The organism is Streptomyces sp. bgisy100, from assembly GCF_057709105.1.
Genome location: NZ_JBYITE010000077.1, coordinates 1 through 21711, shown reverse-complemented (window position 1 = coordinate 21711; position 21711 = coordinate 1). Strand labels below are relative to the sequence as shown.

The 21711-nt window shown below is 73.4% G+C and carries 3 protein-coding genes; all 3 read right to left on the bottom strand.

All coding sequences use genetic code 11. The features are described from left to right. The coding region (locus AC3EQ1_RS29985; protein WP_488187182.1) for a type I polyketide synthase at positions 1–1643 on the bottom strand (1643 nt) is incomplete at its 3' end. A 51-nt stretch (positions 1644–1694) separates the two neighbouring features. Next, the gene (locus AC3EQ1_RS29980; RefSeq protein WP_432097459.1) at positions 1695–17444 is read right to left on the bottom strand and encodes an SDR family NAD(P)-dependent oxidoreductase; all 15750 of its coding nucleotides are present in this window, start codon (positions 17442–17444) and stop codon (positions 1695–1697) included. A gap of 50 nt (positions 17445–17494) precedes the next feature. After that, positions 17495–21711 (bottom strand): SDR family NAD(P)-dependent oxidoreductase (locus tag AC3EQ1_RS29975; RefSeq protein WP_432097458.1); only part of this gene is annotated, 4217 nt, incomplete at its 5' end.

The following is a 21711-nucleotide window of genomic DNA, read 5'->3' as shown; positions in this document are numbered from 1 at the left end:
GCCTCACGGCCGCCGGACACGACCACCGCCGCACGCCGCTCCAACGCAGCCCGCGACGTCGCCAACGAAAAGCCCACATCCGCAACCGACAGACCCGGCTCACGCTCCAACAACGCAACCAGCCGGCCCGCCTGCGCCCGCAACGCCTCCGCACTCCGCGCGGACAACACCCACGGCACCACCGAGGAGGAAGCGCCGGCAGGTGACAACCCCGGCGCCTCGGGCGCCCCGGGTGCCTCAGGTGCCTCAGGCGCCCCGGGCGCCTGTTCCAGGATGACGTGTGCATTCGTGCCGCTCACGCCGAACGACGAGACGCCCGCCCGGCGCGGTTCGCCGGTCTCGGGCCAGGCGACGGCCTCGGTCAGCAGTTCGACCGCACCTGCGGACCAGTCCACCTGGGCCGAGGGCCGGTCGACATGGAGGGTCTGCGGGAGCACACCGTGCCGCATCGCCAGCACCATCTTGATGACACCCGCCACACCCGCGGCCGCCTGCGTGTGACCCAGATTCGACTTCACCGAACCCAGACGCAACGGACGGCCGTCCGGGCGTCCCTGGCCGTACGTGGCCAGCAACGCCTGCGCCTCGATCGGATCACCCAGCGTCGTCCCCGTACCGTGCGCCTCCACCGCATCCACCTGCTCGGGCGACAGGCGGGCGTTCGCCAACGCCTGCTGGATGACGCGCTGCTGGGCGGGGCCGTTGGGTGCGGTGAGCCCGTTCGACGCGCCGTCCTGGTTGACCGCGGAACCGCGCAGCACCGCCAGGACCGGGTGTCCGTTCCGCTCGGCGTCGGAGAGGCGTTCGAGGACGAGGATGCCGAGTCCCTCGGCCATGCCGGTGCCGTCCGCGCCGTCCGCGAAGGACTTGCAGGCCCCGTCGGCCGCCAGGCCGCGCTGACGGCTGAAGGCCACGAAGATGCTGGGAGTGCCCATGACGGTGACACCGCCGGCCAGGGCCATCGAGCACTCGCCCTTGCGCAGCGCCTGTGCCGCGAGGTGCAGTGCGACGAGCGACGAGGAGCAGGCCGTGTCCACGGTGACCGCCGGGCCCTCCAGGCCCAGGGTGTACGAGACCCGGCCCGACATGACGCTGGCGGACGCGCCGGTCATGAGGTAGCCCTCGGCCTCTTCGGAGGAGCGCTCCAGAGTGGCTCCGTAGTCCTGGCCGTTGGTGCCGGTGAAGACGCCGACCCGGCTGCCGCGCAGCGTGCCGGGGTCGATACCGGCCCGCTCCAGCGCCTCCCAGGAGGCTTCCAGCAGCAGTCGCTGCTGCGGATCCGTCGCGACGGCTTCGCGCGGGGACATGCCGAAGAACGCGGCGTCGAATCCGGCCGCGTCGTCCAGGAAGCCGCCCCGACGCACATAGCTGGTGCCCGGGTTGTCGGGGTCCGGGTCGTACAGGGCGTCCAGATCCCAGCCGCGGTTGTCCGGGAAGTCGGAGATCCCGTCACCGCCCGCGGCGAGCAGCTGCCACAGCTCCTCGGGCGAGCTCACGCCGCCCGGGAACCGGCAGCTCATGCTGACGATCGCAATGGGCTCCTGGTCCTTCGCGTCCATCACTCGCAGACGCTCGTGCGCCTGTTCCAGGTCAGCCGTTACTCGCTTGAGGAAGTAACGAAGCTTTTCTTCATTCCCCATCAGAATCTCCGTACGTGGGATCTCGACATGTGAATCAGCGACGTGCGTCCGCTGTCAGGAAATGCCGAACTTCTTGCTGATGATGTCGAACATCTCGTCGTCGGTCGCCGCGCTCAGGTCCTCGGCGGAATCCGTTCCCGGCGTGGTGTCCCCGGCGTCCCGCCACTGCGAGACGAGCGTCTGCATACGCATCAGGATCCTGGTGCGTACGGCGCTGTCCCGGTCCATGCCGTCAAGAACCGCTTCGAGCCGTTCGAAGTCGTCGAGGGCTGAGGTGGACGACGGCTCCCCGCCGGTGTCCGGGTCCGCCTCCACGACGAGTTCCCGGCTCAGGTAGTCGGCGACGGCCACGGGGTTCGGGTAGTCGAAGACCAGCCCGGCAGGCAGGCGCAGACCGGTGAGGACGCCGAGCCGGTTGCGCAGTTCGACCGCGGTGACCGAGTCGAGTCCGAGTTCCCGGAACGCCCGGTCGCCCCGGATGGCGTCCTGCGAGGCGTATCCGAGGACGTTCGCCGCCTGAGTGCGGACCGCGTCCACGAGCAGGGCGCGCCGTCCGGCCGCCGGGGTGGCGGCCAGCCTGCTCACCAGTTCCGGCCGTTCCTCCCGGGTGCCCGCACCGGTGCCGGGGCCGGCCTCGGCGAGCCGCGCGACGTCGGGGAGGCCGGCGATGAACGGGTTCGGCCGGGTCGCGGTCAGGGCGACGGAGAACCGTTCCCAGGCGATGTCCGCGATCATGACGCAGGTCTCGTCGTGGTCCAGGGCGCGTTGCAGCGCCGCCGTGGCCGACTCGGGGTCCATGGCCGACAGTCCGTGCCGGTCCAGCTTCTCGCCGAACGATCCTTCGGCCATTCCGTCGCCGTCCCAGGCGCCCCAGGCCACCGAGGTGGCGGGGAGGCCCGCCTCCCGGCGGTGCCGGGCCAGCGCATCCAGGTAGGCGTTGCCCGGCGCGTAGTTCCCCTGCCCGGAGGCGCCGATCGTGCCGGCCACCGAGGAGAAGAGGACGAACGCGGACAGCTTTTTGTCCCGGGTGAGTTCGTGCAGTTGGGCGGCGGCGCGGGCCTTCGCGGCCAGGGCCCGGTCGAGCTGTGCGGGTGTGAGCGTGCCGATCATGCCGTCGTCGAGGGCCGCGGCGGTGTGCATCACCGCGGTGAGCGGGAATTCCTCGGGCACCGACGCCAGGAGCCGTTCCAGGGCGTCCCGGTCGGTGACATCGCAGCCGGCCACGGTGACGCGGGCCCCGGTCGCGGCGAGTTCCGCTTCCAGCTCCGCCGCGCCGGGTGCCCCGGGCCCGCGTCGGCTGACCAGCAGGAGGTGGTCCGCACCGTTGCGGGCCAGCCAGCGGGCGGTGTGGGCGCCCAGGGCGCCGGTGCCGCCGGTGATCAGTACCGTGCCCGACGGCTTCCAGGCGCGTGCCGCGGTGGCGGCACCCAGCGGTGCGTTCTCCAGCCGCCGCGCAAGGACCCCGGACGGGCGGACGGCGAGCTGGTCCTCGTCACCGATGCCGGACAGCACGCCGCGCAGCCGGGACCGGCCCCGGGCGTCGAGTGAGCCGGGCAGGTCGACGAGGCCGCCCCACTGCTGCGGGTACTCCAGGGCGGCGACCCGGCCGAATCCCCAGAGCAGAGCCTGGGCGGGCCGGACGGCGGAGTCCGGCGCACCGGCCCCGGCCGCGCCACGGGTCGCGCACCACAGCGGTGCGCGGATGCCCGCGTCGTCCAGGGCCTGGACGAGTGTGACGGAGAGCGCGAAGCCGACCGGGGTGGCCGGGTGCTCCTCGACCGGTTCCTCGGCGAGCGCGAGCAGGGACAGTACGCCCCGGAAGGAAGCGGACGGACCGTCGGCCGCGTCCGTGCCGTTCTCCGCTCCGGCCAGGCCGGCCAGGCGGCCGGTGAGGCGGGTCCGGTCGAGGTCGGCCGCGGTGAGCTCGGTCCGGACCACCCGAATACCGTGCTCGGTGAGGGCCTGCACGGCCCCGGTGACGAGCTCGTCGTGGTGGTGGCCGGGCGGGGTCACCACCAGCCAGGTGCTCGCCAGGGCACCGGCCGGGGCGTCGCCGAGCTGCTGCCATGTCTCGCGGTACCGCCAGGCGTCCGCGGCCGCCTGGCCCCGGTGGCGGCGCCGCCAGGACGAGAGGGCCCGCACCAGCGGGCTGAGCGTGGCCTGTGCACCGTCGTCGATCGCCAGGGTGCCGGCGAGTTCGGCCAGGTCCTCCCGCTCCACCGCCTCCCAGAAGCGGCTCTCCGCGGCGTCCTCGACGCGGCCGGCCGTCGGTTCGGCGCCGACGGGAGCGGAGGCGTCCAGCCAGTACCGCTCCCGCTGGAAGGGGTAGGTGGGCAGGTCGACCCGGCGCCCGGCCGCGCCCCCGAACAGGGGCTGCCAGTCGACGGTGATGCCGTGGACGTGGGCTTCGGCCAGGGCGGTGAGGATGCGCCGCGGCGCATCGGAGCCGTCGTCGAGCGTGCCGACGGCGGTCACCGTCCGGTCCTCGGCGAGGGCCGCCCGGCGCAGTTCCTCCAAGAGGACTGGACGGGTGCTGACCTCGATGAACGCAGCGAAGCCGGCGTCCAGCAGGGTCTTGGTGACACCGGCGAAATCCGCCGTCTCGTGCATGCACCGGTACCAGTGGCCGCCGTCCGGCTCCTCGCCGTCGATCCGGCCACCGGTCAGTGCCGAGTACAACGGCACCTGTGCCGTGCCCGGCCGGACGCGGGCCGGTGCTTCCTCGCTCCGGGCCGTCTGTGCCGTCGGGTCCGTCCGCTCGGCCGTCCCGTTCCGCGGGCGGCTGCCGAGGGCGATCACGCGTGCGCCGTCGTCCAGGCTCAGCGCGCCCGCCACACACGCTGCCGCGATCTCGCCCCGGGCGTGCCCGACCACCGCGGCGGGCTCCACACCATACGAGCGCCACACCTCCGAGAGGGAGACCATCACAGCCCACAGCACCGGCTGGACCACATCCGTCCGGTCCGGCGACGGACTGCCGTCGACACCGCGCACCACATCGGTCAACGACCAGTCCGTCAGCGGGTCGAGCGCCGCGGCACACTGCGCCAGACGCTCCCGGAACACGGAGGACGACTCCCACAGGTCCCGTGCCACGCCGGCGCGCAGCGGCCCCTGGCCCGGGAACACCCACACCGCACCACCGGTGGTGTCCGCTTCGGCCCGGACGACGCCGGGTGCGTCATGTCCGTCGGCGGTCGCGGTGAGTGCGTCGAGGACGGAGTCCCTGTCGTCGGCGAGCACGACGGCGCGGTGCCGGAACAGGGCACGTGTGGTGGCGAGCGCCCGGCCGACGGCGGCGAGGTCGCAGTCGGGCCGTGACGCGAGGAACGACGCCAGCTGTCGGGCCTGGGCGGACAGGGCAGCAGGGGTGCGTGCCGACAGGACCCACGGGGCCTGAGCGGACGGGGCGTCCGGGTCCTCCTCCGACTGCCCGGTGTCCGTCGGCCGGTCGGTGACCGGGGCCCCTTCGAGGATGACGTGCGCGTTGGTGCCGCTCACGCCGAAGGACGAGACGCCCGCCCGGCGCGGCTGCCCGGTGTCCGGCCAGTCCATCGGACGGGTCAGCAGCTCCACCGCGCCGGCCGACCAGTCCACATGGGGGGTCGGTGTGTCGATGTGCAGGGTCTGCGGCAGTACGCCGTGGCGCATCGCCATGACCATCTTGATGACGCCCGCGACGCCCGCGGCCGCCTGGGTGTGTCCCAGGTTCGACTTCACCGAGCCGAGGCGCAGCGGCCGTTCGACGGGCCGTTCCTGCCCGTAGGTGGCCAGCAGGGCCTGGGCCTCGATCGGGTCGCCCAGCGTCGTTCCGGTGCCGTGGGCCTCGACGGCGTCCACCTGCTCGGCGGACAGCCGCGCGTTGGCGAGCGCCTGGCGGATCACGCGCTGCTGGGACGGGCCGTTGGGCGCCGTCAGGCCGTTCGACGCACCGTCCTGGTTCACTGCCGAACCGCGCACCACCGCCAGCACCTGATGACCGTTGCGGCGGGCGTCCGACAGCCGCTCGACCAGCAGCATGCCCACACCCTCGGCCCAGCCCGTGCCGTCCGCGGCACCGGCGAAAGCCTTGCACCGGCCGTCCGCGGCCAGACCCCGCTGACGGCTGAACTCCACGAAGACATCAGGAGTGGCGAGCACCGTGGCACCGCCCACCAGCGCCATCGAGCACTCGCCCTGCCGCAGCGACTGCGCCGCCAGGTGCAGGGCCACCAGCGACGACGAGCACGCGGTGTCGACGGTGACCGCGGGGCCCTCCAGGCCCAGGGTGTAGGCGATACGGCCGGTGGCGACGCTGCCCGCGCTGCCATTGCCGACGTACCCTTCGACGCCCTCCGGCACGCTGTGCAACCGTGCCCCGTAGTCGTGGTACATCAGGCCGGCGAAGACACCGGTCCGGCTGCCGCGCACGGACTGCGGATCGATACCGGCCCGTTCGAAGGCCTCCCACGAGGTCTCCAGCAGCAGCCGCTGCTGCGGGTCCATCGCCAGCGCCTCACGCGGCGAAATCCCGAAGAACTCCGCGTCGAACTCGGCCGCGTCGTAGAGGAAGCCGCCTTCGAAGGTGGTGGAGGTTCCACGGTTCTCGGGATCCGGGTCGTAGAGGCCGTCGAGGACCCAGCCGCGGTCGGCCGGGAACGCGGAGACGGCATCGCTCCCCTCCGCGACGAGCTGCCACAGCGCCTCGGGGGAGGCGACTCCGCCGGGGAATCGGCAGCTCATTCCGACGATGGCGATGAGGTCGTCATCGGTGGCCGGGACAGGCGCCGACGCCGCCACCGGTGCCGCGGGTGCGGATTCCAGCAGGGTGTCCTTGAGGAACGCGGCCAGCGTCTCGGGGTTCGGGTGGTCGAACACCAGAGTCGCGGGGAGCGACAGACCGGTGGCCTGGCTCAGCCGGTTCCGCAGTTCGACGGCGGTCAGCGAGTCGAACCCGAACTCCCGGAAGGCTCGCACCGGTTCAATGCTCGCGGCGGACGCGTGTCCCAGGACCGCCGCCGCATGCGTACGGACCAGATCGAGCAGGAGGCGATCCGACTCGGCCGCGGACACACCCGTGAGGCGCGCCTGCAGCGATGTACTGGTTTCCGTGACGGACCGGGCCGCCTTTCGCCGGGCGGGAGTCCGCACCAGGCCACGCAGCAGCGCGGGAGCCTCGGACGCTCCCAGCTGGGCGCGCAAGGCGCCGGTGTTGAGCATGACTGGCGCCACGAGGGCTTCGTCCAGGGCACAGGCGCCGTCGAACAGCTCGAGTCCCTGCTCGGTGGAGAGCGGTGCCAGCCCCATGCGCGTCAGCCGCCGCAGGGCGTCCTCATCGAGATGACCGGTCATGCCGCTGCTCCGGCTCACACCACTGTCCTGGGCCCACAGGCCCCAGGCGAGGGACTGACCGGGCAGACCCTGGGCCCGACGATGCTGTGCCAGAGCGTCCAGGAGCGCGTTGGCGGCGGCGTAGTTGCCCTGCCCGGCCGCACCCAGCAGACCGGCCGCCGAGGAGAACAACACGAACGCGGACAGGTCCATGTCCCGCGTCAGATCGTGCAGGTTCAGCGCCGCATCCACCTTCGGACGCAGGACCGTGTCCAGCCGCTCCGGCGTCAAAGCCGACACCACACCGTCGTCCAGGACACCGGCCGTGTGCACCACACCGGTCAGGGGCGCCTCGGCCGGGATGTCCGCCAGAAGGGCGGCCAGGGCCGTGCGGTCCGCGGCATCGCACGCGGCGATGCGCACCTGCGCACCGAGATCAGTGAGCTCCTGCTGAAGCTCCGCAGCACCCGGCGCGTCCGCGCCACGACGACTGGTCAGCAGCAGGTGCCGGATACCGTGCTCCACCACCAGATGACGGGCCACCAACGAGCCGAGCGCACCCGTACCACCGGTCACCAGCACCGTACCCGCAGCATCCCAGACCGCGGAATCCTCGACCGAAACAGCAGGCGACACCCGCACAAGCCTCGGGACCCGCACCGCGCCCGCGCGCACCGCGGCCTGCGGCTCACCGGACGCCACCACACCAGCCAGGGCCACACCCACGTCCGCCCCGGAGTCGGGATCGAGGTCGGTGTCGAGGTCGACCAGTACGAACCGGTCGGGGTTCTCCGACTGCGCCGACCGCACCAGACCCCACACCGCGGCATGCGCGAGATCCGCAACACCTTCCGTCGGTCCAACCGCCACCGCGCCACGCGTCACCACCACCAGACGCGACGACGCGAACCGCTCATCCGCCAACCACGACTGCACCAAAGCCAGCACGCGATGCGTCGCGGCCCGAACGTCGGACGCCGTACCGACACCGGAAGAGGTATCGGCGGAGGGCACGATGACGACATCGGGAACCGGGCCGGAGGCGAATCCCTCCAGGACGTCGACCAGTTGGGGCGAATGGCCGTGTGCCCTCAGGGCCGCGGCCGGCCCGGAGTCCTCAGCGCCCATCACCGCCCAACGATGCGCCGAGGCATCCACCTCGGTCGTGGCCAGTGGCTGCCAGTCGACGCGGAACAGTGAGTCCTGCGACCCTCGCCGCGCCGCCTGGATCTGCTCGTTGGAGACCGGACGCAAGGAGAGTGCGTCGACCGAGGCCACCGGGTCGCCGGCAGCGTCCGCAACCGTCAGGGACAACGATCCCTGAGCGCCCGGTGAGAGCTGCACCCGCAGCGAGGACGCACCGGTGGCGTGGAGCGACACACCCCGCCATTCGAACGGCAGATGTGCCTCACCTTCATGTGCCAGCGCGAAGGCGTGCAGAGCGGCGTCCAGCAGCGCCGGGTGCAGACCGAACCGGGCCGTCTCCCCCGCCGTCTCCTCGGGCAGCGCCAGTTCGGCGAAGAGGTCCTCACCGCGCCGCCAGACCCGCTCCAGTCCCTGGAAGACGTCGCCGTAGACGTAGCCGGCGTCGGCGAAACGCTCGTAGGCACCCTCGACGGGCACCTCCTCGGCGCCGGCGGGAGGCCAGGCACTCAGGTCGAACGCGGCAGGCCGGTCGTCTGCGGAGAGCACACCGCTGGCGTGCCGGGTCCACAGCTGCTCCTCACCGCTCTCGGCCGATGCTTCGGTGCAGGAGTGCACGGTCACCGTGCGGCGCCCGGTGTCGTTCGCGGCGCCGACCACCAGTTGCAGTCGGATCCAGCCCTCTTCCGGGATGGTGAGCGGGGCTTCGAGGGTGAGCTCCTCGATGCGGGCGCCACCGATCTCGTCCCCGGCCCGGGTGGCCAACTCGACGAAGGCCGTGCCCGGCAGCAGTACGGTGCCCCACACCGCGTGGTCCGCCAGCCACGGGTGCGAGCGAAGCGACAGCCGGCCGGTGAAGAGGTACGAGTCCGCCTCCGCCAGCTCGGTGGCCGCGCCCAGGAGAGGGTGATCGGCCGGCACCATGCCGGCCGCACCCACGTCAGCCGCGCCCTGAACCGCGTCGAGCCAGTAGCGGCGGCGTTGGAAGGGGTAGGTGGGCAGGTCGACCCGACGCGCGCCGGTGCCCTCGAACACGGCGCCCCAGTCGACGTCGACACCCGCACACCAGGCCTCGGCCAGGGAGGTCAGCAGCCGCTCCCGGCCGCCCTCATCCCGCCGCAGAGTGCCCACAGCCGTCACCTGGCGGTCGGCTGCGTCAGCGGTCTCCTGCACGCCCATCAGCAGCACCGGATGCGCACTGACCTCGATGAAGGTGCGATGCCCCGCATCCAGCACAGCCCGAGTGGCCTCGTCGAACCGCACCGTCTCCCGCAGATTCCGGTACCAGTACCCGCCATCCAGCTCCGCACCGTCGACCACACCACCGGTCAACGCCGAATAGAACGGCACCTGCCCCGACACCGGACTGATGGAAGCCAGCACCTCACGCAGCCGGTCCTCGATCTGCTCCACCTGCACCGAATGCGAGGCGTAATCCACCGGGACCATCCGCGCCCGCGCGCCCTCGGCCTCCCACCGCGCCTGCAACGCCAACAGGGCCTCACGCTCGCCCGACAGCACCACCGACGCCGGACCATTCACCGCCGCAACCGAAACCGCCGAACCCGAACCCGAATCCGAACCCGAATTCGAATCCGCCAGAACCTTCGTGACTTCATCGACCGGGAGCGCGACGGACAGCATCCCGCCATCCCCCGCCATCTCCGCAATCAGACGGCTCCGCAAGGCAACGATGCGGGCGCCGTCCTCCAGGCTCAGCGCCCCAGCGACGCAGGCGGCGGCGATCTCGCCCTGGGAATGGCCCACCACCGCGGCAGGCTCCACACCATTCGAGCGCCACACTGCCGCGAGGGAAACCATCACCGCCCACAGCACCGGCTGGACCACATCCACCCGATCCAACGACGGACACCCAGGAACTCCCCGCACCACATCCGCCAACGACCAACCCGTCAACGGATCCAGCGCCGCACCACACTCCTCCAACCGCCCCCGGAACACAACGGACGAGTCCCACAGCTGCTCGGCCATCCCAGCCCACTGCGAACCCTGACCCGGGAACACCCACACCACACCAGCACCGGCACCAGCGCTCACAACACCGCGCACGACACCGGCACCAGCATCACCACCAGCCAACACCGACAGACCCGAAACCAGCCCCTCACGACCGGCCCCCAACACCACCGCACGATGCTCCAGCCCCGCACGGCCCCGCACCAGCGAATACCCCACATCCACCGGCGAAGCAGCAGACCCAGCACCCAGCAACGGGGTCAACTGCCGCGCCTGTGCCTCCAGAGCCTCCGCGCCCCGCGCCGAGAGCACCAACGGAACGACGGAGCCCCCGTCGGTGCCGTGGTCCGTAGTTTCCCGGTCTTCCGGTTGGTCCGGCGTGGGCACTGCTTCCCCGGGGACGGCTTCCGCGGCAACGGTTTCCCCGGGGACGGCCGCTGCGGGAACGGCCTCGAGGATGACGTGGGCGTTCGTGCCGCTCACGCCGAACGAGGACACACCGGCCCGTCGGGCCTCGCCGGTCTCCGGCCACGCCACCGACTGGGTCAGCAACTGCACCGCACCGGCCGACCAGTCGACCTTCGACGACGGCTGGTCGACATGGAGCGTCCGGGGCAGGACTCCGTGGCGCATGGCCTGCACCATCTTGATGATGCCCGCAACACCCGCCGCCGCTTGCGTGTGCCCCAGGTTCGACTTCACCGAACCCAGCCACAACGGCCGCTCCGCCGCGCGCCCCTGACCGTACGTGGCCAGCAACGCCTGCGCCTCGATCGGATCACCCAGCTTCGTCCCCGTACCGTGCGCCTCCACCGCATCCACCTGCTCGGCGGACAGCCGCGCGTTGGCGAGCGCCTGGCGGATCACACGCTGCTGCGACGGACCGTTCGGCGCCGTCAGGCCGCTGGACGCACCGTCCTGGTTGACGGCGGAACCCCGCACCACTGCCAGGACCGGATGGCCGTTGCGACGGGCGTCCGACAGCCGCTCCAGGAGCAGAACGCCCGCTCCTTCGGCCCAGCCCGTGCCGTCCGCCGCATCCGCGAAGGACTTGCACCGGCCGTCCGCCGCCAGACCCCGCTGACGGCTGAACTCCACGAACACACCCGGCGTCGACATCACCGTCACGCCACCGGCCAGGGCCAGGGAGCACTCCCCCTGCCGCAGCGACTGCGCCGCGAGGTGCAGGGTGACCAGCGACGACGAGCACGCGGTGTCCACGGTGAGCGCCGGGCCCTCCAGGCCCAGCGTGTAGGCGACCCGGCCCGACACCACGCTGCTGGCGCTGCCGTTGCCGAGCAGTCCTTCGAGCCCCTCGGGGATGTTGTGGAGCCGTGCGCCGTAGTCGTGGTACATCACGCCGGCGAAGACGCCGGTCCGGCTGCCGCGCACGGACTGCGGGTCGATACCGGCCCGTTCGAAGGCCTCCCACGAGGTCTCCAGCAGCAGCCGCTGCTGCGGGTCCATCGCCAGCGCCTCACGCGGCGAAATCCCGAAGAACCCGGCGTCGAACTCGGTCGCGTCGTGCAGGAAGCCGCCTTCCCGCACATAGCTGGTCCCGATGGCGTTCGGGTCCGTGTCGAAGAGCCGGTCGATCTGCCAGCCGCGGTCGGTGGGGAACTCCGAGACCCCGTCACCGCCCGCTGCCAGCAGTTCCCACAGCTCGTCCGGCGTGGTGACGCCGCCCGGGTAGCGGCAGCTCATTCCGACGATGGCGATCAGGTCGTCGTCGGTGGCAGGTGTCGCCGACGGCGACGGGCGCAGCTGCTCCGGGGCCTCGCCGACGAGTGCGTCACGGAGGTGCCGCGCGAGGGCGAGCGGGGTCGGGTGGTCGAACAGCAGCGTCGGGTCGAGCCGCAGCCCGGTGGCGGTATGGAGGGCGTTGCGCATCTCGACGGCGGTGAGCGAGTCGAATCCCGCGTCGAGGAAACCGGTCTCGGCGGGCACCGCGTCGGGGCCGTCGTGTCCGAGCACGGCCGCCGCGCGGGTGCGCACCAGGTCGAGCAGGATCCGGTCGCGTTCCGTCGCGGAGGACCGCGTGAGGCGGTCCGTCAAGCGCTCGGCATCGGTGCTGTCGCCCCGCGAAGCCGGTCCCGTGCGTGCCGCGGCCCGGCGGGGCGGGGTGCGGACGAGGGAGCGCAGGACGGCGGGCAGTCCGGGGCCGTGGGAGAAGGACGCAGGGTCCAGGTGGACGGGGGCGAGGACGGCGTGGCCGGCCGCCCGGGCCGCGTCGAGCAACGCCAGGCCCTCCGCCTCGGACAGCGGGCGCAGCCCGGCGCGCGCCATCCGCGACACATCGGTCTCGGACAACCCGCCCGTCATCCCGCCGCTCCGGCCCCACAGCCCCCAGGCGAGGGACTGACCCGGCAAGCCGTTGGCCGTCCGGTACGAGGCCAGGCCGTCCAGGAAGGCGTTGGCGGCGGCGTAGTTGCCCTGCCCGGCCGCACCCAGCAGACCGGCCGCCGAGGAGAACAGCACGAACGCCGACAGGTCCAGGTCCTGGGTCAGCTCGTGCAGGTGCAGAGCGGCGTCGGCCTTCGCCCGCAGCACGGTGTCCAGGCGCTCCGGCGTCAGAGCGGACACCACACCGTCGTCCAGAACACCGGCCGTGTGCACGACACCGGTGAGGGGTGCCTCGGCCGGGATGTCCGCCAGCACGGCTGCCAGGGCCGTGCGGTCCGCCGTATCACACGCGGCGATCGTCACCTGGGCGCCGAGACCGGCCAGCTCCTCCCGCAGCTCCGCCGCGCCCGGCGCGTCGATGCCACGACGGCTGGTCAGCACCAGGTGGCGCACCCCGTGCTCGGCCACCAGGTGCCGGGCCACCAGCGAACCCAACGCACCCGTGCCACCGGTGATCAGCACCGTTCCCGCGGCATCCCACGCAGTGGCAGGCCCGGAATCCGACGCCACCGCCGTCGCGCGCAGCAGACGCGGAACATGCACCGCACCCGCGCGCAGGGCAACCTGCGGCTCGCCGGACGCCACCACCGACGCCAGCACACCGGTCAGGCTGGCACCGTCGTCCGTCATGGCGCGGGCATCCAGGTCGGCCAGCACCAAGCGGTCCGGGTGCTCCGACTGCGCCGACCGCACCAGGCCCCACACCGCGGCATGCGCCGGATCCGCGACACCCTCGTACGGATCAACCGCCACCGCGCCCCGCGTCACCACCACCAGACGGGAGGACCCGAACCGCTCGTCCGCCAGCCACGACTGCACCAGCGCCAGCACGCGGTGCGTCGCAGCCCGAACACCGGTGGCAGCGAGGGCGGAGTCGGCGGTTCCTGCGCCGACTCCCGTGGCCGCACCGGGTCCCGTGCCCGCACCTGCACCTGCACCTGCACCTGCACCTGCACCTGCACCGAACGCGGCACCATCGCAGGCGAAGAACACGACGTCCGGTGCCGTACCGTCCGCGCAGAGTGCGTCCAGATCCGGGCACACCGCGGGAAGCCTCAGGGCCTCCAGCAGGGCGGTGCTCTCCACGCCCTCGCCGAGCACGGCCCAAGAGCCCGCGGCCGTGCCCGGGTTCGGGTTCGGGTTCGCCGCCGGTGTCGTCCCGTCCCATACCGGCCATGCCAAGCGGTACAGCGAGTCGCCGCGCCCGCCTGCCGTGAGCGGCTCCCCCGTCAGCTGCTCGGCCGGCACCGGGCGCAGCGCCAGGGCGTCGACCGAGGCGACGGGGGTTCCGGTGCCGTCGGCCGCTTCGAGGGCGATGGTGTCGGCGCCGACGGGCCGCAGGTGGACGCGGAGCGAGGTGGCCCCGGAGGCGTACAGGGACACGCCGCTCCAGGCGAAGGGCATGCGGGCCCGGCCGGTGTCCCGGACGAGGAGTCCGCCGCCGATGCCGACGGGGTGGAGGGCCGCGTCGAGGAGGGCCGGGTGCAGGCCGAAGTGACCGGCGTCGGCCTCGGCGTCCGCCGGGAGGGCGACCTCGGCGAAGACCTCGTCGCCACGTCGCCATACGCCGCGCAGGCCGCGGAAGGCCGGACCGTACGCGGTGCCGCTCGCGGCGAGCCGGTCGTACACCGCCTGGATGTCGTCCACTTCGACGGCGTCGGCCGGGGGCCAGGTGCCGAGGTCCTGCGCCGGAGTGCCGGCGCGGTGGCCGAGGGCTCCGGCGGCGTGCCGGGTCCAGGGCCGGTCGGCCGCGCCCGTGGCGGGCCGGGAGTAGAGGTGGAACGGGTGCCGCCCGGTGCCGTCGGGCGCGCCGACCGAGATCTGGAGCTGCACCGCTCCGTGCGCGGGCAGCACCAGGGGCGCTTCGAGGGTCAGTTCGTCGACGCGGTTGCAGCCGGCCTGGTCCCCGGCGCGTACGGCGAGTTCCAGGATCGCTGTGCCGGGGACCACCACGGTTCCGGCGATGGTGTGGTCCGCGATCCACGGGTGGGTGTCGAGACCGAGCCGCCCGGTGAACAGGTGCCCGTCACCGTCGGCCAGGCCGATGGCGGCGCCCAGGAGGGGGTGTTCGGCCCGGGTCAGGCCGGCCGCGGCGACATCACCGGTGCGGTCGGGGGACGGCGTCGGCCAGTAGTGGCGGTGCTGGAAGGCGTAAGTGGGCAGCTCGACGGGGTGTGCCCCGGTGCCGGGGAGGACCGCGTCCCAGTCGGGCGTGACGCCGTGGACGTGGAGCCTGCAGACCGCGCCGAGAAGAGACTGCTCCTCGGGCCGGTCGCGGCGGAGGGCGGGCACCAGCACGGCCGGGCTGTCCTCGGGGAGGCAGTCGCGGGCCATGGCGGCGAGGGTTCCGTCGGGGCCCAGTTCCAGGTACCGGGTGGTGCCGAGGCGGTCGAGGGTCTGGATGCCGTCGGCGAACCGCACCGCTTCGCGGACGTGCCGCACCCAGTACTCCGGGGAGCACAGTTCGTCGGCGGTGGCGACGTCCCCGGTGAGGTGCGAGATCACCGGGATGCGCGGGGCGTGGTAGGTGAGGATCCCGGCGAACCGCCGGAAGTCCGCGAGCATCGCGTCCATGTGCGGCGAGTGGAAGGCGTGGCTGACGCGCAGCTGCTTCGTCTTCACGCCGGTCGCGGCGAGGGTCTCCGCGACGCGCTGCACCTGGTCCCGGTCGCCGGAGACCACGACCGAGGCGGGTCCGTTGACGGCGGCGACCGATATCCGGGTGGCTCCGTCGCCGGTGAGCTCGTCGATGGCGGCCCGTACCCGGTCCTCGGGGGCAGCGACGGACACCATCGCGCCGCCGGGCGGCAGGCCCTGCATGAGACGGGCGCGCGCGGTGACGAGGGTGGCGGCGTCGGCGAGGGAGAGCACGCCCGCGACGTGGGCCGCGGTCAGTTCCCCGATCGAGTGTCCGGCGACGTAGTCGGGGGTGATGCCCCAGGACTCGGTCAGCCGGTACAGCGCGACCTCGACGGCGAAGAGTGCGGGCTGGGTGAAGCCGGTGCGGTCCAGCATCTCCGCGTCCGCTCCGAACACCACCTCGCGCAGCGGTTGTTCGTCGTACCGGTCCAGCTCGGCGCAGACCGCGTCGAACGCCGCGGCGAAGACGGGGTAGCGCGCGTACAGTTCGCGGCCCATGCCGAGCCGCTGGGCTCCCTGGCCGGTGAAGAGCACCGCGAGCCTTCCGGTGCCGGCCGTGCCGCGGATCACTCCGGGGGCGGCGGTTCCGTCGGCGAGGGCGGTGAGGGCGGCGGCGTACTGGTCGTGGTCGGCGGCCACGATCGCGGCGCGGTGGCCGAAGCGGGTCCGGGAGGTCGCGAGGGCGTGGCCGACGGCCGCCGGGGACAGGTCCGGGGTGCGGGCGAGGTGGTCGGCGAGGCGCCGGGCCTGGGCCCGCAGGGCTTCCTCGGTGCGTGCGGACAGGGTCCAGGGCACGAGCGGGGCCGGGCGGTCCGAGGGGGTGTCGTGGTCCGCGGGCGTCCCGCTGCTCTCCGCCGCCGCGGCGCCGTGCTCGGCCGGGCCGGGGAGGGTGTGCTGCCCGGAGCGGGGGGACGGCGTCGTGCCCGGGGCGCCGTCGGACGCGGTGTGGGGGGCCTGTTCGAGGATGACGTGGGCGTTGGTGCCGCTGACGCCGAAGGAGGAGACGCCGGAGCGCCGCGGTTCTCCGGTCTCGGGCCAGGTGACCGGCTCGGTGAGCAGCTCGACGGCGCCGTCGGTCCACTCCACGTGCGGGGTGGGGGCGTCGACGTGCAGGGTCCGGGGCAGGACGCCGTGCCGCATCGCCATGACCATCTTGATGACGCCCGCGACACCCGCGGCCGCCTGGGCGTGCCCGAAGTTGGACTTCACCGAGCCGAGCCACAGCGGGCGTCCGGCCGGCCGCTGCTGCCCGTAGGTCTCCAGGAGGGCCTGGGCTTCGATGGGGTCGCCCAGGGTGGTGCCGGTGCCGTGCGCCTCGACGGCGTCGACCTGCTGCGGGGTGAGGCGGGCGTTGGCCAGCGCCTGGCGGATGACGCGCTGCTGCGCGGGCCCGTTGGGCGCGGTCAGGCCGTTGGAGGCGCCGTCCTGGTTCACCGCTGAGCCCCGGACGACCGCGAGCACCCGGTGCCCGTTCCGTTCGGCGTCGGTGAGCCGTTCGAGGGCCAGCATGCCGACGCCTTCGGCCCAGCCGGTGCCGTCCGCCGCCGCGGCGAAGGACTTGCAGCGGCCGTCGGCCGCGAGGCCGCGCTGGCGGCTGAACTCGACGAACAGACTGGGGACGGCCATGACGGACACGCCGCCGGCCAGGGCCAGCGTGCACTCGCCCTGGCGCAGCGCGTGGCAGGCCAGGTGGAGGGCGACCAGCGACGACGAGCAGGCGGTGTCGACGGTGACCGCGGGGCCTTCCAGGCCGAGGGTGTACGACGTGCGGCCGGACACCACGCTCGGCGTGTTGCCCGTCATCACATAGCCCTCGACGTCGTCCGCGGACTGCCGCAGGAGGTTGGCGTAGTCCTGGCCGCTGGATCCGACGAAGACGCCGGTCCTGCTGCCGCGCAGCGCGTACGGGTCGATGCCCGCCCGTTCCAGCGCCTCCCAGGCCGTCTCCAGGGAGAGCCGCTGCTGCGGGTCCATGGCCAGGGCTTCGCGGGGGGAGATGCCGAAGAATCCGGCGTCGAAGCCGCCCGCGTCGTCGAGGAATCCGCCCTCGCTGACGTAGCTGGTGCCCGGGCGGTCGGGGTCCGGGTCGAACAGCTCGTCCAGGTTCCAGCCGCGCCCGGCCGGGAACGCGGACACCGCGTCCCGGTCCGAGGTGACCAGGTCCCACAGCTCGTCCGGGGAGGTGACACCGCCGGGGTAGCGGCAGCCCATGCCCACGACGGCGATCGGCTCCTGGGCCGAGTCCTCGATCTCCCGCAGGCGGGCGTGCGCCTGGTCGAGGTCGGCCGTGACCCGCTGGAGGTACTGCAGGAGCTTCTCTTCGTTTTCCATGGGATGTGTCACCTGTGTGAGTGGTCGAGCGGGGCGGTGGGGCGGGACCGTCAGTGCTTGCCGTACTTCTGGTCGATGTAGGCGAACAGTGACTCTGCGGTGACCGACTTCCCGGGGTCGTCGTCGTCCGGGCCGGTGGCGCCGGCGGGGGCGGGGTTCTCCGTGAGCTTCGACAGCAGGGTCCGCAGGCGTTCGGCGATGCCGGTGCGGGTCGCGTCATCGGGCTCGACGGTGGCGAACACGGCCTCCAGCCGGTCCAGTTCCTCGAGGAGGGCGGTGCCGTCCGGGGCCTGTGCCGAGGGCCGGTCCGGCCTGCCGGGCGCGGAGTCGGTGTCCCCGGTGGCGCCCTCGGGGAACAGCTTCGCCGCCAGGTGACCGGCGAGGGCGGCGGGCGTCGGGTGGTCGAAGACCAGGGTCACGGGCCAGCGCCTGCCGGTGCTCGTGCCCAGCCGGTTGCGGAACTCCACCGCGGTGAGCGAGTCGAAGCCGAGGTCCCGGAACGCCCGTCCGGTGTCGATGAGTTCCGGGGAGGAGTGACCGAGCACCCCGCCCGCCTGGGTGCGGATCAGGTCGAGGAGCGCCTCGTGGCGTTCCGCTGCCGGGAGGGCGGAGAGCCGCTCCACCAGGGTGGTTCCGTCGGTGGCCGCGGGAGCGGAGGCGGCGCGGCGCGGGCGCCGGTGCCCGGCGGCGACCGCCCGGAAGAGGGCGGGCACGGCGCCGTCCTCCCGGCGCAGTGATCCGGTGTCGAGCGGTACGGGGACCAGCAGGGGCTCGTCGGTTGCGGTGGCCAGGTCGTAGAGCTCCAGGCCCTGTTCGGAGGTGAGGAGGGCGGCGCCCTGCCGTTTGATCCGGGTCAGGTCGGTGTCGGCGAGGTGGCCGGTCATGTCGCTGGCCTGCCCCCACAGCCCCCAGGCGAGGGAGGTGGCCGGCAGTCCCCGGGCGCGCCGGTGCTGCGCCAGGCCGTCGAGGAAGGCGTTGGCCGCGGCGTAGTTGCCCTGGCCTGCACTGCCGAAGGTGGATGCCGCGGAGGAGAAGAGGACGAAGAACGCCAGGTCCGCGTCCTGGGTCAGCTCGTGCAGGTGAACGGCGGCGTCGGCCTTGGGGCGCAGGACGGTGTCGAGCCGGTCGGGGGTCAGGGCCTCCACGACCCCGTCGTCGAGGACGCCGGCGGCGTGCACGACTCCGGTCAGCGGGTGTTCGGCCGGTACGGAGGCGAGGACCTCGGCGAGCGCCGTGCGGTCGGCGGTGTCGCAGGCGACCAGCCGGACCCGGGCGCCGGCCGCGGTGAGTTCGGCCAGCAGCGCGTCGGCGCCGGGCGACGCGGGGCCGCGCCGGCTCGTCAGCAGCAGGTTCCGTACGCCGTGCCGGGCCACCAGGTGCCGGGCGAGGAGTGTGCCCAGGGTGCCGGTGGCGCCGGTGAGGAGAACCGTTCCCTCGGGGTGCGGGGCGGACGGCATGATCAGCACGACCTTGCCGATGTGGCGGGCCTGGCCGAGGTGACGGAACGCCTCGGGGGCACGTCGCACGTCCCAGGCGGTGACCCGCGGCGGGTGGAGCACACCGCGCTCGAACAGCTCCAGGATCTCGCCGAGCATCTGCCCGATCCGGTCCTGGCCGGCCTCGCCGAGGTCGAAGGCCCGGTAGCGGACGCCTGCGTGCCGGGCGCCGACCTCCTGGGGGTCGCGGATGTCGGTCTTGCCCATCTCCAGGAACCGTCCGCCGCGCGGCAGCAGGCGCAGCGAGGCGTCGACGAGCTCCCCGGACAGGGAGTCGAGGACGATGTCCATGCCCCGGCCGCCGGTGGCGGCGAGGAAGCGCTGGTGGAAGGCATCGTCCCGGGAGGAGGCGATGTGCGCGTCGTCGAGCCCGAGGTCGCGCAGGGCGGCCCACTTCCCGGGGCTCGCGGTGCCGAAGACCTCGGCTCCGAAGTGCCGCGCGAGCTGGACGGCCGCCGTTCCGACGCCACCGGCGGCGGCGTGGACGAGCACGGCCTCACCCGGTCGCACGGCGGCGAGGTCGGTGAGGGCGTAATAGGCGGTCAGGAAGGTCACCGGAATCGACGCCGCTTGCACGTACGACCAGCCGTCGGGGATGCGGGCGACGACCTTGCGGTCGGTGACCGCGACCGGTCCGAACCCGCCGACGAACAGGCCCATCACCCGGTCGCCGGGGGCCAGGTCGGTGACGCCGGGGCCCACGTCGAGGACCACACCGGCGCCCTCGCTGCCCATGGTCTCCTCGCGCGGCACGACGCCGAGGGCCAGGACGACATCCCGGAAGTTGAGTCCGGCGGCGCGGACGGCGACCCGGATCTGTCCTTCCCCGAGCGGGGCGGCCGCCGCGGCGTGTTCGACCAGGGCGAGGCCGTCCAGGCTGCCCTTGACCGGGATGTCCAGCCGCCAGGCAGCGGTGCCGGCGGGCGGCGACAGCAGCGCTTCGGCATCCGCGGCGGCGCGGGCCAGCCGGGGAGCCCGCGGCTCGCCCTGCCGCAGGGCGAGCTGCGGCTCGTCGGCGGCGAGCGCGAGGACGGCCGGCAGCGCCCGGTACGAGCCGTCGTGGTCGTCGAGGTCGAGAAGGACGAACCGGTCGGGGTGTTCGGACTGCGCCGACCGGATCAGGCCCCACGCGGGGGCGGTGACCGGATCGGTGAGGTGCTCGCCGCGTTCCGTGGCGACGGCGCCACGGGTGACGAAGACCAGCCGGGAGGCGGCGAACCGGTCGTCCGCCAGCCATGCCTGCACCAGCCCGAGGGTCCGGTGCGCGGACTGCCGGACGGCGTCGGCGAGGGCGCTGCCGCTCGCGGCGGCCCCCTCGGGAAGCGCCGCGGCCTCGCCCGCGCCGGCGCCCTCGGGAAGCGCAGCGGTCTCGGGGCGCGGAGCGAAGAACAGCACGGTTTCCGGCAGGCTCGCTCCGGCGTCGACGGCCCGGCTCAGCGACGGGATGTCGTCGTGGACCGCGATGCCGGGGAGGGCCTTGGCGGCCATCGGGGCGAGCTCGCCCACGACGGCGTAACGGCCGTCCCGCAGCGGGTCTTCCGCGCCGGTGCTGCCGAGGACCGTTCCGGTTTCAGGGCTGCGGGACGCCGTCCCGGCGGCGGGGTTCCCGGCATCCGTGCCGGTGCCGCGGTTCGCGGGATCCGTGTATGAGGTCGGCGGCGCGCTCGCGCGGTTCGCGAGATCCGTGCCGGTCGCGCTGCTTGCGGGATCCGATGCCGTGCCGGGAGCCCGCAGCGTGGTCCAGTCCACGCGGAACAGGGCGTTCTGGTGGGCATGTGCGGGCGTGAGCCGGTCCAGGGCGACGGGACGCAGGGTCAGCGCGCCGACGGCGGCCACCGGACGGCCGCTGCCGTCGGAGACCGTCAGGGCGACCCCTTCGTCGCCGGCCGGTGCGAGGCGGACGCGCAACGCCGAGGCGCCGGTGGCGAACAGGGAGACCCCGCTCCAGGAGAACGGCAGCCGGGCTCGGCCCTCACCGGTTCCGGTGCCGAGACCGGAGCTGAAGCCGATCGCGTGCAGGGCGGCGTCGAGGAGCGCGGGGTGGATGCCGTACCGGTCCGCCTCGCCTACGCCGTCGGGGAGCGCGACCTCGACGAAGACCTCGTCCCCCCGGCGCCAGGCCCGTCGCAGCCCCTGGAATGCAGGGCCGTAGCCGTAGCCCCGCTCGCGCAGGTCGTCGTAGCAGCCGTCGAGTTCGACGGTCTCCGCGCCGGCCGGCGGCCAGGCCTCGTTTCCCGCGGGGGCGGCGGGCCGCTCGTCCTCGCCGCCGACGGTCAGCAGGCCGCTGGCGTGCCGGATCCACGGCTGATCGGCCGGGGCATCGCCGGGCCGGGAGTAGAGGTACAGCGCCCGCGATTCCTCGGCGGCGCCGGTGCCGTCCGTGCCGGTGCGGAGGGTGCCGGGGGTGCCGGTGCCTTCCGTATCGGTGCGGAGAGAGCCGTCCGTCTCGGGTCCGCCGACCACGACCTGGACCTCGACGGCTCCTTCGTGGGGCAGCACGAGGGGTGTCTCCAGGGTGAGTTCGTCCACGTGCGGGCAGCCGACCTGGTCACCGGCGTGGGCCGCCAGCTCCAGCAGCGCGGTTCCGGGGAGCAGTACGGCATCGGCCACGGCGTGGTCCGCGATCCACGGCTGGGTCCGGAGCGACAGCCTGCCGGTGAACACATAGCCGCCCGTGTCGGCCAGCCGGACTCCCGCACCGAGCAGGGGGTGGTCCGCGGACCGCATGCCGATCGAGCCGACATCGTGCAGCGCGGTGGCAGAGCGGCGGG